Source organism: Ruegeria sp. AM4, assembly GCF_056540665.1.
Window position 1 is genome coordinate 27,076 of the sequence record NZ_JBQFXD010000017.1, and the last position, 12,538, is coordinate 39,613.

The 12,538-nt window shown below is 50.6% G+C and carries 18 protein-coding genes; 4 read left to right on the forward strand and 14 right to left on the reverse strand.

Going from position 1 to position 12,538, the window contains the following annotated elements; translation table 11 throughout:
• Positions 1–3: 3 nt before the first annotated feature.
• Complete coding sequence (locus ACR0JA_RS21370) at positions 4–417, reverse strand: hypothetical protein (protein ID WP_480579463.1); 414 nt, start codon at positions 415–417, stop codon at positions 4–6.
• Positions 418–594: 177 nt separating this feature from the next.
• Between ACR0JA_RS21370 and ACR0JA_RS21375 the strand changes: the two genes are divergently transcribed.
• A complete protein-coding gene (locus tag ACR0JA_RS21375) occupies positions 595–933 on the forward strand; it encodes a hypothetical protein (protein WP_480579465.1) in 339 nt (112 codons plus the stop codon).
• Positions 934–1,316: 383 nt separating this feature from the next.
• On the opposite strand, the gene ACR0JA_RS21380 is transcribed toward ACR0JA_RS21375, so the two are convergent.
• A complete protein-coding gene (locus tag ACR0JA_RS21380) occupies positions 1,317–2,009 on the reverse strand; it encodes an SOS response-associated peptidase (RefSeq protein ID WP_480579467.1) in 693 nt (230 codons plus the stop codon).
• Positions 2,010–2,728: 719 nt separating this feature from the next.
• Here ACR0JA_RS21380 and ACR0JA_RS21385 point away from each other — a divergent pair.
• The 3 genes from ACR0JA_RS21385 (at position 2,729) to ACR0JA_RS21395 (ending at position 4,898) form a co-directional block, all read left to right on the forward strand.
• Positions 2,729–2,983 (forward strand): hypothetical protein, encoded by a 255-nt coding sequence (locus ACR0JA_RS21385; RefSeq protein ID WP_480579469.1) that lies wholly within the window; start codon positions 2,729–2,731, stop codon positions 2,981–2,983.
• A gap of 212 nt (positions 2,984–3,195) precedes the next feature.
• A complete protein-coding gene (locus ACR0JA_RS21390) occupies positions 3,196–4,416 on the forward strand; it encodes a hypothetical protein (RefSeq protein WP_480579471.1) in 1,221 nt (406 codons plus the stop codon).
• A gap of 5 nt (positions 4,417–4,421) precedes the next feature.
• Positions 4,422–4,898 carry a hypothetical protein gene (locus tag ACR0JA_RS21395; protein ID WP_480579473.1) on the forward strand — a complete coding sequence of 159 codons (477 nt, stop codon included), beginning with the start codon at positions 4,422–4,424 and terminating at the stop codon, positions 4,896–4,898.
• Positions 4,899–5,231: 333 nt separating this feature from the next.
• On the opposite strand, the gene ACR0JA_RS21400 is transcribed toward ACR0JA_RS21395, so the two are convergent.
• The 12 genes from ACR0JA_RS21400 to ACR0JA_RS21455 all read right to left on the reverse strand — a co-directional run bounded on the left by ACR0JA_RS21400 (position 5,232) and on the right by ACR0JA_RS21455 (position 12,514).
• Positions 5,232–5,423 carry a hypothetical protein gene (locus ACR0JA_RS21400; protein ID WP_480579475.1) on the reverse strand — a complete coding sequence of 64 codons (192 nt, stop codon included), beginning with the start codon at positions 5,421–5,423 and terminating at the stop codon, positions 5,232–5,234.
• Complete coding sequence (locus ACR0JA_RS21405; RefSeq protein WP_480579477.1) at positions 5,416–5,763, reverse strand: hypothetical protein; 348 nt, start codon at positions 5,761–5,763, stop codon at positions 5,416–5,418. Before ACR0JA_RS21405 ends, ACR0JA_RS21400 begins: the two co-directional genes overlap by 8 nt.
• Positions 5,760–6,005, reverse strand: a complete 246-nt coding sequence (locus tag ACR0JA_RS21410) for a hypothetical protein (RefSeq protein WP_480579479.1) — start codon at positions 6,003–6,005, stop codon at positions 5,760–5,762. Before ACR0JA_RS21410 ends, ACR0JA_RS21405 begins: the two co-directional genes overlap by 4 nt.
• Positions 6,002–6,448 carry a DUF5681 domain-containing protein gene (locus ACR0JA_RS21415; RefSeq protein ID WP_480579481.1) on the reverse strand — a complete coding sequence of 149 codons (447 nt, stop codon included), beginning with the start codon at positions 6,446–6,448 and terminating at the stop codon, positions 6,002–6,004. The genes ACR0JA_RS21410 and ACR0JA_RS21415 overlap by 4 nt, the downstream gene beginning before the upstream one ends.
• Before the next feature lie 147 nt (positions 6,449–6,595).
• The gene (locus ACR0JA_RS21420; protein WP_480579483.1) at positions 6,596–7,123 is read right to left on the reverse strand and encodes a hypothetical protein; all 528 of its coding nucleotides are present in this window, start codon (positions 7,121–7,123) and stop codon (positions 6,596–6,598) included.
• Positions 7,124–7,330 (reverse strand): transcriptional coactivator p15/PC4 family protein, encoded by a 207-nt coding sequence (locus ACR0JA_RS21425; RefSeq protein ID WP_480579485.1) that lies wholly within the window; start codon positions 7,328–7,330, stop codon positions 7,124–7,126.
• Positions 7,331–7,430: 100 nt separating this feature from the next.
• A complete protein-coding gene (locus tag ACR0JA_RS21430; RefSeq protein ID WP_480579487.1) occupies positions 7,431–7,805 on the reverse strand; it encodes a hypothetical protein in 375 nt (124 codons plus the stop codon).
• A gap of 104 nt (positions 7,806–7,909) precedes the next feature.
• Complete coding sequence (locus ACR0JA_RS21435) at positions 7,910–8,110, reverse strand: helix-turn-helix transcriptional regulator (RefSeq protein ID WP_480579489.1); 201 nt, start codon at positions 8,108–8,110, stop codon at positions 7,910–7,912.
• A 121-nt stretch (positions 8,111–8,231) separates the two neighbouring features.
• Positions 8,232–8,843, reverse strand: coding sequence for a hypothetical protein (locus tag ACR0JA_RS21440; RefSeq protein WP_480579491.1), 612 nt, complete (start codon positions 8,841–8,843; stop codon positions 8,232–8,234).
• Positions 8,840–10,117: a tyrosine-type recombinase/integrase gene (locus ACR0JA_RS21445; protein WP_480579493.1), complete on the reverse strand. Its 1,278-nt coding sequence runs from the start codon at positions 10,115–10,117 to the stop codon at positions 8,840–8,842. Before ACR0JA_RS21445 ends, ACR0JA_RS21440 begins: the two co-directional genes overlap by 4 nt.
• Positions 10,118–10,480: 363 nt before the next feature.
• Positions 10,481–11,020, reverse strand: coding sequence for an RNA 2'-phosphotransferase (locus tag ACR0JA_RS21450; RefSeq protein WP_480579495.1), 540 nt, complete (start codon positions 11,018–11,020; stop codon positions 10,481–10,483).
• A gap of 126 nt (positions 11,021–11,146) precedes the next feature.
• Positions 11,147–12,514: a hypothetical protein gene (locus tag ACR0JA_RS21455; protein ID WP_480579497.1), complete on the reverse strand. Its 1,368-nt coding sequence runs from the start codon at positions 12,512–12,514 to the stop codon at positions 11,147–11,149.
• Positions 12,515–12,538 lie beyond the last annotated feature (24 nt).

The window sequence follows — 12,538 nt, forward strand, 5'->3', positions numbered from 1 at the left end:
GTTTCATTGACGCAGCCTCCAGCCCAAAAGCAGGTGATTACCCACTTTGGCTGGAATCTCGCCATTGACGACAAATCCCGCCTGTAGGGCATGCCAAAGGCTGTCTACGTCTTCGTGGATGATAGCCGTCACGTAGTCCGGCTTCTCAGCCAGCCAGAAGGCCCGAAGTATGTTCCCGACAACTTCACCTTCCCGGTTCCACTCTTGGAAATCATCCAAAAGCATGAAGGTGGCATGCCAAACGCCATTAACTTCAGTTTGGCGCAACGTGACCAAGACGCCTTGGCCTTCCCAGAACTGATACAGGTCGTCAAAGACTGAGGCATCCAGCGAAAATGCGGCAACGCTTGGCATTTGCTCGGGCAAGACCCGTCTCGGCTTCCCGCCGCCAATTTGCGTTTCTTGTGTGCCCGTCATTTGTGCCTCCGATGACTGCAGAGGTATCATATTACCGCTAAAAATGCAAGAACGAATAGGGGGTGTTAGCGGAACATAAAGGGATTCTGAGATTGGTGCGCACAAGCTTCGGAATCGTAGTACCGTGACGATTATGGATTGTATTTAATGCGCCTATTTTTGGCCAAGGAGATACCAATGGAGATTACCAAGGAAATTATTGAACTGATATTGAAGGCTTCACTTGTTGGATTTGCAATATTGGCAAGCGGCTTAACGGTGGTGTTTGGCATCCTTTTCTGGAAAAACGCGGATGGAAGTATCGAGAAAATTGGACTTCTCGCAGAAAAGATGCAGCTTCTTAAGTTTGCCACGACAATTCTAATCGTTCTCTCTGCATCCCTTTTGGGTCTGCTAGGTATAATTGAACCCAACGCTGTGGTTGCTGTTTTGAGCGCGATAAGTGGTTATGTACTTGGCTCGGAAACGGCTGCTCGTCGAGACCGACCGGCAAACCCAACACCCAGTGAAAGCTGAGTGCCTGTCCGAAAAATTTCAGCAATGTCTTAATGCAAGGCTACCGCGTGGCAATCAAACGCCACTCGTAGCACCATAAAGCTTGAAAGATCCTTCGCCGCATATGTCCGCGTCGCCTCGCGCCAATTCCAGTTCAAAAATCTCAATCAGTGGAGCAATTAACTGCGCATCCAGAAGATAGAACGACATAGCATCCCTGGCACCACGAGATAGGACATTGTCCGCATTCCACCCCCAATGCCCTCGGCCAGCGTGGGTATTGAGCCAAATCTGAATCTCATCAATCCGACGGCCAAAGCCCTTTGGCGGGACACGCACGCGTATTCTGATTGGGAAGAACTTCTCGTCTGATGTTTTCTTTCGGGATCTGCTGCGCGTGGCCATCAAGCGTCAATCGATTCAATAAGCTCAGGCCCGTCGTCATCTCTGCCAATGGGAGCGACCTTGTAACAGCGCATCCTGCCGTCCCACTCGGTTCCAAGTTCCTGAGCTGCGTCGTGGTCGATGTCGCCCGACATCCAGGGCACCAAGTTTTCATTGGATAGAATAACCGGCGACCTTGCGTGGATGTGTTCGATTTGATGCAAAGCAGGCCGGGTCAGAATTGTGCAGGTGTGCAGGCCGGATTTCAGTCGTGAATACAGCCCTGCAAAGTACATGCAGGGATCATTGGTTTCGGTCTTAATAACCCAGGGCTGTTTGGCACCTTTGGGACCAGTCCATTCATAGTAGAAACTGGCGGGGATAATGCACCTGCTGTGCTTCAATGCCACCCGGAACGACCCCAACTCGTGCACCGTCTCAATTTTTGCATTGAACGTAGTGGGTTTCCATTCCTTCAAATCACCTTTGAACCAATGCGGTACAAGCCACCACCTAGCCGTTGAGCTTATGAACTTGTCATCTCGCAGAAAGCCGACATCCACCATCTGCGTTGGCTTCACATTCCAGCTCATCGATAGGTCTTGAGCATTCGGATCGCGTTCTGTCGGGATTGGAACGCCGTTCACGATCCAGTTCTGCAGAGCATAAAGCTCCGCCCAAGTCATTTCAGGTCTACCGATTCGCCCGCACATGGTTTGAGCATAGCGAAGTAACCGGAACGTTTGGTGAACTCATTTCCCTAATTTGGCGTTCCAGTTGGCCAGAGTTGCCGTTGCCTCCCCATTTATAGCGGGCTGAATATGAAGGGGTTCCTTGGGTACACTTCGATTGCGTCCCAGTCTGAAAGCTGAGCAATCCCACCTTCTCACAAATGATTGAGAGTGACGGTGGGGCGAGGGGCTGGCTGAGGGGGTAGAAGCCAGCCCCTCTTCTTAGACTCGAGGGGGTGTGAGTGTTATTTCTGAATCCAAGATACGTGTTTTGCGAGTTGGACGATATTCGGGGATTCCCGTAAAGCTGCAAATTTGTGCGAAACGGTTTGTTTCCACTGTGCAAACTGTAAGTTTCGTAATGAGTCGTGGACACAATTCTGCCGCAATGCGATATTCATGACGTGGGCGGCATGTCTTGATTTTAGCACGTTCTGGTTTTTCCAACTGGATTTGAGGGGGTTATCTAGTACGACGTGTCGCCCAACGACCTGCACGACAATCTGATAACAATAAAGATTACGTTTTTTGAATGTCGCGCCGTTACCGCAGATTTCTTCTAACGGTCGTAATCAGAACACTTCACACAATTATCAAGATGACGCGGCGCGCCTTGATGGGGTTTAGCGATTTCAATGAGGGGGTACGAGTTTGGCGCGTCGCACCCTAAATCCCCACTGTCCGACGAGCATGCATGCGGCGTGAAACTCACGCAATTCGGTGTTACTATTGTACTGTACGAGAATATGCGTTCTTTGATTGGCGAACAGATGGAAATCGGTGACAAAGTGATAGCCAATTTTCCTGACAATACCAGGAGCGAAGTTGGAACGATTGTGGAAGGCCCAATCGTGAGAAATGGGATGGCGGCTTTTAAGGTTCACTATGTCGGCTTCGACAACTGGCTACCCGCCGCTTGGTTAAAACCCTACCTTCAGGCCGTTAATGAAAAATAGGGGCCGCTGTAATCGCTGCGGGACACGCCCTAGACTGCAAAAAAATACTCAGGGGGTCGTTACAGGCACCTAGAGACACCAGCGGCCAAATCACGGCTCAAACGGGCCAGTTATTGTAGGTAGCAAATTACAGCAAATAAATACAATATCTTGATAGCGGCTAAGCTAACAGTTAATACTGTTGGAGAAACTTTATATATTTTTATGTAGTGATGGCAAAGATGCTTTTTAGAAGCGTGGTAGCGTGTATTTTGCTTTTTCTATGCTCAGCTTTGTCTGCGCAAGACATCGGGCTGGTGGCAGGCGAGGATCGCTATATCTCCCTGAATTATAGTGGAATTACACCAGATAATCAGAGGATGTATTCAGGACACGTCACAACATTTGATGCATCGCGCGGCTTTGTGCATAGAAAAACACTTGGCTTTTTGGATCAAAGCGGAAGCCAAATGAACTTGGAAATGCAAGATAATCCTGGCCCGTTTGCTTCGCTTTCCAATGCGTATGTGCGCTCATCTGTTGACGGCAATACAGCATGGCAAGCTCCGGATGCATGTCCATACTGTAACTTATTGGGTACAACCTTTAGGAGAGACGCTGGGGCGCTAGAGTACCTCAGGCAATACGAAAGAAATCTTTCAACAAGTTCACTTGAACCGAGAGATTACCTAAGCTTTTCAGCTGCTTCTCAAGTATTCTGTAAAGCGGGATTTACGCAGTTTTGCAATCAGGCGCCTTCAGTTGGGGTTGTGATGGATAACTCTCAAGTTGGAGCTCTAAAGATTGTAGCATCTGCGTTAGGCGCAGATAGCAGTATCGCAACTTTTTCAAGCTCTGATAGTTTTAGTGCGATGGTTGTTACAGAGCCCAAAGTTCTTTCAGCGGCGTTTCGATCCGTCGGTACAAACCTGAGCGACGGTGTGCTGGATTTTAATGAATGGCGGGTAGTCCCTGCAGCTATGAGCGTGCCAAAGGGATTTCACAAAGTTCGGATTGAGGTGACCCACGATCCTGAGTTTTTTGGAGATATACTGGATCGTTCGCGTGCCATTAGTGAAATCAATAAAAAGATGAAGGATTTTTTCTTAGAACTAACTGAGGATGCGGATTCTTGCAGCTACAACTATGTGGATTACACGCCTACTATCGAGTGTTTTTTGCATAGTGGACTGTTACCGATCAACTTCAACTCTGTTTGGGTTAGGGCGTACTGCAGCGCCGTGCTTCGCCGTTCCCAGAACGGAATTGTTGGTGACTTGTTTTTTGTTTTTGAGCGAAAGTTTGATGCAAAGTCAAGAAAACCTGACCCTTCACTCTACACAGACATAAATTATGATGATTTGAATGAGGCATTGCTTGCACAAAGTGCTACAAACTACATAGCGAATAAGCTCCAGGCATACTTTGAAACACGAATTAGTGTCGGGAGGTAATATTCATGCCCAGAGGCGTGGTAGCTCTGATAGCCGGATTGGTTCTACTAAGCGGACATGTTCTTCTTTTCATAGCAGTTTTTTCAAACAGTTCCATTAGCCCTTCGTCGAAAAACGACATTGTCGCGTTAATAATACCGCTAACTGTTGCAGCGTTTACCAGTGCAGCGCTATACGCCGCACGCAACGCTGAAATTGACCTAAGAAAAACTAAGAAGGTGAACTCTTTTTTCGTTACCTTTGCGATTCTGGTTCCAGTGATTTTTCTAGGGTTGTTGCTTTATGGCATATTTAACTTGGACGGTGAGCAAAGTGTTAAAAACTTCAAAGGTTATATGGTTGCAGCCGAGGGTTTCTTTGGCGCAGTGTTTGCAATAATGACCGAGGCAGTATTTAGCACTTCGAGAACGCGACAAGAAGCGCAAGAGGGCGAAAACAGTGATGAGTCCAACGAGGGTGGAACAACTCCAAGCGGTGAATAGTGCGGTTCGCGAGAAGTTGCTTAACGTTACATTGACTCAGGTGGTGTAGGTGTTACATAATCGTCACCGTCTAGAGGTTTAACAATGTCAAACGGAATAGAGATTTATCTTATTGATAACCCAATGGTTTTGGCGCTTTTTCTTGCTTGTCCAGTAGTTATTGTTGCGGCCATATTTGCGCTGCGCGAAAACTTAAGACGTCCATAATAGGGCGTTTCGCTCAAATTGGTTATCACCCATTGGCGTAAACTGTGCCAGAGTAGTTCAATTGTGGCACAGTGTTTTACTATTTCTCACCTAGTAACGCCTGCTCAGTTTTGCGCGCCATCAGACTCAGTCTTCTGACGACTTCCAATGAAACGCGAAGACCTTGGTTTCATTAGAAAACCCTTGTTCACGCCGCACTTTCTGGACATGTGCGTCCAATTGCTCTTCGGTCAGTCCCGGCTCCACCCATGTGTAGTGTACCTTTGATTCAGATGAACTGGCTTCCAGTTTCTGCAACCGGTTGTTCAGATTAGGCATTCGAATCTCCATTATCTTTGAGCTTGGCCAGCAAGTTTGAATCGTGTGCAGCTATCACGGCTCTAAGAGCATCGTTGCAGGCCTTCAGTGTCGGGCCGTCCATAAGCTCATAGAAAGCGCCGGAGTGCCCTGAATGCGCCTTTACTAGTTCAAGGTGGACACGCTGCCTAAATGCGGCTTCTGCTTCGCCTTCCAACCGATTTACCTGCGACAGCCCAAGCTCGGGTAACTCGGCGACATTCACTTTCCCGGAAGGCTCTGCGACAAACCTGACAGACAAGGACTCCGCCTCAATAGGAGCGGCCCTCTCCAGCTTTCCAATTCTCGTTCGGATACTCATTCCAAACCCTCCACAACACGGTCAGCACGGGCTTTGAATTCATCCCGCGTTTCATCCGCGTGTCTTGAAAGTTGGCTACCGGCCTTTGGGCCTTTCTCAATGTATGCCACCCGAGGTTCACCACCATCTACAGTTTCTTCATCCTTAGACTGCAGTTCGCATAGATAGATGACGCTCATCTCAATGCCTCGCTTCATTCCGGATCTGCCTTCGATTTTTTTGACTCGTGCTTTCAGTCTCATCTAGCTGCCTCCAATGCAGTGATCCTGCGCTCAAGTTCCGTCGTTTCCAGAACCCGCCTGTACTGCTCGACCAGACCCATGACAGTTGCACCTTCCAGTGGGGTTACTTCACCCTGAGAAACTGCCTGTAGAACCGCCTGTGCCGCCTCCGAGGCATCCTCGGCGGATTTGATTGGCGGAAGGTCAAAGTTGACGGGCGCGTCTTTTCTCGCGGGTGCTATCCGCTCCAGGCAAAGGCGCAGAGCCGTGCCGTCGCCCTCAAGCGCCATCTCAACCGCCTTCTGCGTGATTGCCTCCGATTGGCCCTCAAGCAGCTCCTCAACCGCCCGTGTGACCCTGTGCCGGGTTCCTCTCGGCTTGCCGGGGTTGCCGGTGGCAAAGGTGCCGTCAGAGTTTCTCTCGTCCGTATTCGTTCCGCTTTTGCGGTCAGTTTCATCCGTCATCGCTCATGCCTCGCTGTGTTGGATTGTTGGTGTGAAAGGTGTCCGTTTCCCCCAGACCCCCTGGTAGGTTAAGGATGTCATCATTATTGGGACGGAAGACCCACCGAATTGGGGTGTTCTCGGCACAGTTTTTGGGACGGGCCGTCATCATTTTTGTGCCGCCTCTGCTGTTCCCGGCACAAATTTTAAGACGGTGCCGTCACGGTTTTGATGACGGGATTTTTCTTTTCCGTTGGTCCCTTTGGGATTGTGAGTCGGGGCTTTGACGACCGGGAAATCCGCGCCGTCAGACCACTGCTTGTATAGCCTGCGACCACTGTTCCCATTCGCCGTTGGCAAGGAAATCTCTGTCAGCTCGAACTGCGGAGAAGACGCCACTCCACTATCGCCCAGTTTGGGTGGTTGGGTGACTGCGATAAAGCCCTTGGCCTGTAGCTCGCGGAAGGCGTTCGAAGTTGTGTTGCGGGTCACACCAAGGCACTCTGCGGCCTGCCGGACACTCATGCTGATCCTACCGTTGTTGTTGCTGTCCGGGCCTTTCCATTCCAGCTTGAGCCACGGGTACAGGGCCTGCGCGGTAGATGAGAGGGCCCGCCAAGCGGGCTCCTCCATCATGTTTCGCGCCATCTTGGTCCAGTGTTCACCACGGCGCTCGTTTTTCTTGTCGCGCCCCATCTAAGCAGCCTCCGTCTTCCTGAGCGCGTCAATGAACTCCGGCAGCAATTCAGCCTTGAAGGCTACACCCTGCTTGCCGGGCAGCATCTCTCCGTCTTTTGAGACGAAGAACACGCGGATGTTGATGAGGTCATGCCCCTGGAAGTCATCTCGGCTGACACGAAACTCCTCCCGGCTGTTTTTGGGGATCTGGGTGATGAGGGCCATTAGCGGCCCTCCCCATAGTACAGCGTTGCGACGATGCGTGCAGCGGTCTCTGAGAGGCCATGTTTGCGGCGAAGGGTAGATACTTGCAGGTCAACGGTTCTCATGCCGCCACCTCGCGTGTCTCAATCAGCTCAACTTTGCTGATGAGGAAATAGATGCCGAACTTCTGGCGTCCGGTGTCTGTATCGCCTCGGTACATCTTGCATTCGATGTTCACGCCGTCATCGCGTCGAAGAGGGAGCACCTGGTCCGACAAGCGGCAGTAGCTGGCCGCGTATATTGGCGACCGCATAAGACCCTCAAGGACTTGGCGCTTGTGCTTGGAAGCGTAGATTTCACGCGGTTCCTGACCCGGATCGGTGACTCGGTACAGCGCCGGGGCTGTAAGGTTGGGAAGGTCTGCCCAGCGATACACTCGCAGTGCGTTTGTCGGGGGTATTTCTGCTTCTGTTGTCTGGTTATCTTTGAAAACCATTTTTTATTGTCCTTCTATTGTTGAAAGACATCGGGTTTTCGGCTACGCTTTCAGTACCACCTAAAAGAATTCGCCTCTGCCCGTGCCTCGGGTGGGGGTTTCTTTTAGGCGGCAACACGCTGCGATTTTGCTTCTTCAATTAGGCTTTGAATTTCGCTTTGTACCCAACGCGTAGTTCCATCCAGCTTAACCGGCTTCGGGATTTTTCCTGCTGCTGACCTGCGCCAAACAGTGGCGACACAGCAGCCGAGAATGGATGCTGTTTCACTCGCCGAAAGCAGGCGGTCTCCTGTGATTGCGTTCATTTTCAACACCTCGCGGTTGTTTGCGATGAGTTGACCCTAAGTGATTGTAATACCTAGTAAACGATGCAAAAACGCAGAAATGCCGCTCAGTGTTTTTGCGTGGAGTTTTTGCGTGAATTTCTTACATTATTGCGGTCTGAAGGGTACGAAGACTTACAATAGGTAGGCCCTTTTGTCTGAGAATCTCGTTGACCTCATCCAGCGCTTGAATCCACTGCAGCCCCTCTGCCTCATGGCCATCTTCGAAGCGACGCCAATACTCAAGCGCAGCAGCTTTGCTCTTATTGGGAGCTCCGGAGATCCCCTTTGGCAAAAGGCTAGCCAACCATTGCTCCACGTCTCGAGCTTTAACGACCGGCAACTTGCCAACGAATCCAAAGCAATCGTCATTGCGTTCGATAACGCCATACCAGAAGCAGTTATCGAACGCCTCAGTGTCTGTTTCTATTTCTCCGGGCCAAGCAGCACTTGGGATCACAGAGTTGGTTTCATAGGCGCGCGCTAGAATCTCTCCCTCGCGCAAGGCGTTCAGCAACCTTAAAGGTGACTTCGCAACCCAATCACTGCGCTTGACGTCAAGGTTTTCAGTTAGAGCTTCAATTGCGTGACATATCTCAAATAGTCGAATGAACTTATCATCATCAACTTTGGGAACGTCTTCAAACAGGCCCCAAATACAATTCGAACGTGCATCTGCGATTGCGGAAAGGACTTTGGCCGGGACTTTACTCATGCCCTCCCTCCAATTGCCAACACATCCGCGCTTTCCTGCGTTACCAGTTCTGCCCACTTATCCAGCGCTACAGCGCGTTCAGCGAGCAATTCAGCCTGATTGTAGACTCGGGCAACAGCGCTTGGCTTTGATCCGGTTGCAGCGTGGTTCAAGATCCGATCCACAACAGACTCAGATATACCGCGTTCGGCCATGTGTGTTGCGAATGCAGTACGTATGTCGTGAAAGCGCCAGTGTTCGAATTCGTCACCTAGAAGCTTGTCCAAGCGAGATTTCGCTTTGCTCCAGCCTGATACTGGTGTTCGTCCGGTAGTGCTGAACAGGTAATCCTCGTGCGCATCCTCCATCTGACCCAGCCGCTTTAAAGCGTGTTTGACCTCAACCATTGTTGGCGGCGATAGATGCGTTATGTGCGCTCGGTCGTTCTTTTCGTCGGAGATGGCCTTCTTGAACCGGGTGTTCGTAAGGTCCAGTTCACTCTTGCGTAGTCCTGTGACAGAACTGCGGCGCTGTACAGTAAGCAGTAGCAGCCTGAGCAACGGTCCCCATAAGTCACCCAGTTCGAACGACTTGGTCCAGATTTCGCGAACCTCAGCGAGCGATAGAACTCTCTCACGAATGCGCTCTTTCGTGGCTCGCTCTAGTCGGTCGCCCACATCCTCTTTCAGATACTCGCGTCGCCATGACCAGCGCGTGAAGTGCTTAAGTGCGGCCCTGATGCGGTTAGCCATAAACAGTTTGCCTTCCTTGGCCTTGTCATCAATTGGCTTTTGGAGGCTGGCGCGGGTCAGGTCACCAACCGAATGCTCAAGGTGATTTGAAAGTGCGTCCAGTAGCTGGCGCTTTCGCTCATCTCCTGATTTCAGGTTGGAGAGGTGCAACTCAGAATATGTATCCAGCACATTCTGGACCGTTTGTACGCTCGCCGCAGCTTTCTGCTGTTCCCGCCGTGCGTTCTCCGCGTCCAACACGCGGTCAAACCCTCGAGCAGCTTCCGCCTCGATGTCGAGCGCCACCCTGCGGGCTTCCGCCAATCCAATTGGGCCTGTCTCACGCTTTCCTGCGGCACTCCAAGTGCAGTAGACGCCCAGCGTGTGTTTTCGTTTGGCACCAGCCTTAACCCGCTTTTCGTACATCCAGACTGCCCGACCTGACGAGTACACTCTCAGTCGCAGACCAGCGCGCTTCGTATCCGATATCTCAAGCCGACCAACCTCCGGCGGCTCCAGCCTCTTTAGATAGGGTTCGTTTAGCTCAAGCTTCACTGAAATCACCTCTGGGGGACTCGTGGGGGACAAAATTCGCTAGATTGCATGATACGGCTTGAGACTAGCTTAGACACTCTATGACCGGGGGACAATAGAGTTTGGTCATATTTTAAAGGCGTATGAACCAGAATTCGCGGCTACGTGAGACGACATGACACAAGCTGCAATTCATTGTTGAATCGATGGTGTTTCTGACTTTTAATCAGTGGGTCGCAGGTTCGAATCCTGCACGGCTCACCACTTTTTTCAAAGACTTTGTCATTAACGCATAAGCGTGCAAATGCCGTGTTTAGCGGTAGATGTCACCGCAAAGCTGCGTGATCGTTTTGGACAGATTTCATAGCAGGCGGGCTTAGTTTTAAGCTTTTTTCAGGCAGTTTGCCCGAATCCAAGATAGCTTGCCGGCACCTTATCTGTGAGCCAGACACCATTGTCTGCACAGAAGAATTCGAAGCCGTCGTCGAACATTCGCTTAGCTTCGACACGTAATACAACTGGCTTGCCGTGCCGCTGACCAACGCGCTCGGCGGTTTCAGGGTTGGTCGAGAGATGTACTTGACGACGTCGCCCAGGGTTTAGTCCATCGGAAAAAATTGCATCTAAATTTGCACTGGCTGTTCCGTGGTATAACTCGTCTGGTGGACGCCGAGATTCTAAGCCAAGGTCCACATCTACCGAATGACCTTGCGCTGCCCTAATCCGGGAACCATCCTCAGACAACGTGAACCGTTTTTTGTCGCTGCTTTCCACAAGCTGAACGAGCTCGTCGCGACTTAGCTTTCGGTTTGCCTTTTTCAGCTTTCGCAGCAGTTCTTCAACGAGAACCCACCCATGCTTATCTAGCTGAAGACCGATCTCTTCAGGTTTGTGCCGAAGCACTAGGCTTAGGAATTTGCTCTCTCTACTCATACCCAATCCGCGAATGCGCGTTAGTCCTGTCGGTGCTTAACACGAACACCGTCGCCTAGGAATTTTATAGTTAGGCCTTACTGGTCCGTGGGTTACTTGAGCGCAATACATCAGCAGTCAAATCAGCTATCCGACTGAAAAGGGGGGCTTGGACTTCACTTCTGTGAATGAATTCAGGACTCGGAATGGCGCACCTCTCCAAACTAGTTCATCGTCCATCTGTCGAAAGTGGGTCGCTGCGGGTATAAGGTTCTCATCTGGCCATGGGACAAGGGCATTCGGATTATGATAAATCTCAAGCTCATCTGCCCAGTTTTCCTCGTACTCACCATTCTCAATGTTCAGGTCGAATGGAATTCCTTCTAGAGCTCCGGGCTCTGGATTAGAAAGTGTGCCGGTTCTTCTAACCGCAACTGTTGGATCACCAAATCCTGCTAGAGTTCCCATGCGAGTGAACTTTGCTTTTGTACCCGCATTTGAAAAAATCACAGCCGAAATATTCTCGCTACCAGGCTGAGCGAAGAAGTTCGCTGGAATTGATTTCTTGCCCTTGACATGTGTTTGAAGCGGTTTTGGCATCGCGACCGGCTGTCCGTCAGGACCCAGGACCTTCTCAACGCTGGTTCCGTACAGATAGATTGAAAGCGCAGTTTGGGACCAGATCATGGAACCCGGCGCGTGAAAATCGGCAATGGCAAGAGCAAATGGATAGCCCTTCACATGCTCCTTCTCCCAGTAGGATTTCTGCAACTTTGAAAAGAGCGGAGAACCAAAGATAATCGGCATGTCGTTTTCGATGAACTTCCAGAAATCATCCGGCCTCGGCGTAGGGCCTGCTGTCAAGTCCACAACCTTGTTGCTACGGGCGTTCGCAGTGACCGCTTCGACGAACAATTTCTGGCCATCTAGCTCCAAAGCAAAGTCGGGTATCGCGACCGTTTGGTCAATTTTCATGTCTAACGCATGAAACACCCTAAATAGGTACAACTCCCAAAGACGCGCGTCCGTACCGGCTGTCTGAAATTCTCTTACAAAGTTACCGTCCCCATCGACGAACCAATGCGCGATCTCTTGAAGCTGTTGTCTTGCTGCCTGCGAATGCTCCGTATCCCGGATGTTAACAAAGACAGGACTCAATTCTCCGTCATGACTTGTTGTGAAAAGATCGACGCCCGGCTTTCCCTCGCCGGCTGGACAGGCCAGTTCGGTAGTCCTCTCTTCAATTCCTTTGAGTTTCTGACAAATAGAAGTCTCACCCTCCCGCAAAGTTCGGAATGGGATCAATGGTCCGTAAGGGACAAACCTGTGCTGATCGTTTCGCAGGCACAGCATCCCTAAATAACTATCAGCTTTCTCTACATAAAAAAGCGCCGCCAAAGCGTCTGAGTCGTGTGTCGACCAGTATGCGACCTCGTTCCAGTTCTCTTCGTCACCCGAGCCTCTAAATCCAAATGTAAACTCATCAAATCTTGCTTTTTGGATACGCGTGGGCATTTGAAATCTCATTGATCGGTGCAG

What these genes read in the sequence shown, in the direction of transcription:
- ACR0JA_RS21430 (WP_480579487.1), bottom strand. Translation starts at nt 7,805, where the DNA reads ATGGTTTTCAAAGATAACCAGACAACAGAAGCAGAAATACCCCCGACA.
- ACR0JA_RS21410 (WP_480579479.1), bottom strand. Translation starts at nt 6,005, where the DNA reads ATGAGACTGAAAGCACGAGTCAAAAAAATCGAAGGCAGATCCGGAATG.
- ACR0JA_RS21450 (WP_480579495.1), bottom strand. Translation starts at nt 11,020, where the DNA reads ATGAGTAGAGAGAGCAAATTCCTAAGCCTAGTGCTTCGGCACAAACCT.
- ACR0JA_RS21440 (WP_480579491.1), bottom strand. Translation starts at nt 8,843, where the DNA reads ATGAGTAAAGTCCCGGCCAAAGTCCTTTCCGCAATCGCAGATGCACGT.
- ACR0JA_RS21400 (WP_480579475.1), bottom strand. Translation starts at nt 5,423, where the DNA reads ATGCCTAATCTGAACAACCGGTTGCAGAAACTGGAAGCCAGTTCATCT.
- ACR0JA_RS21425 (WP_480579485.1), bottom strand. Translation starts at nt 7,330, where the DNA reads ATGGCCCTCATCACCCAGATCCCCAAAAACAGCCGGGAGGAGTTTCGT.
- ACR0JA_RS21390 (WP_480579471.1), top strand. Translation starts at nt 3,196, where the DNA reads ATGGCAAAGATGCTTTTTAGAAGCGTGGTAGCGTGTATTTTGCTTTTT.
- ACR0JA_RS21405 (WP_480579477.1), bottom strand. Translation starts at nt 5,763, where the DNA reads ATGAGTATCCGAACGAGAATTGGAAAGCTGGAGAGGGCCGCTCCTATT.
- ACR0JA_RS21375 (WP_480579465.1), top strand. Translation starts at nt 595, where the DNA reads ATGGAGATTACCAAGGAAATTATTGAACTGATATTGAAGGCTTCACTT.
- ACR0JA_RS21455 (WP_480579497.1), bottom strand. Translation starts at nt 12,514, where the DNA reads ATGCCCACGCGTATCCAAAAAGCAAGATTTGATGAGTTTACATTTGGA.
- ACR0JA_RS21395 (WP_480579473.1), top strand. Translation starts at nt 4,422, where the DNA reads ATGCCCAGAGGCGTGGTAGCTCTGATAGCCGGATTGGTTCTACTAAGC.
- ACR0JA_RS21420 (WP_480579483.1), bottom strand. Translation starts at nt 7,123, where the DNA reads ATGGGGCGCGACAAGAAAAACGAGCGCCGTGGTGAACACTGGACCAAG.
- ACR0JA_RS21435 (WP_480579489.1), bottom strand. Translation starts at nt 8,110, where the DNA reads ATGAACGCAATCACAGGAGACCGCCTGCTTTCGGCGAGTGAAACAGCA.
- ACR0JA_RS21370 (WP_480579463.1), bottom strand. Translation starts at nt 417, where the DNA reads ATGACGGGCACACAAGAAACGCAAATTGGCGGCGGGAAGCCGAGACGG.
- ACR0JA_RS21415 (WP_480579481.1), bottom strand. Translation starts at nt 6,448, where the DNA reads ATGACGGATGAAACTGACCGCAAAAGCGGAACGAATACGGACGAGAGA.
- ACR0JA_RS21380 (WP_480579467.1), bottom strand. Translation starts at nt 2,009, where the DNA reads ATGTGCGGGCGAATCGGTAGACCTGAAATGACTTGGGCGGAGCTTTAT.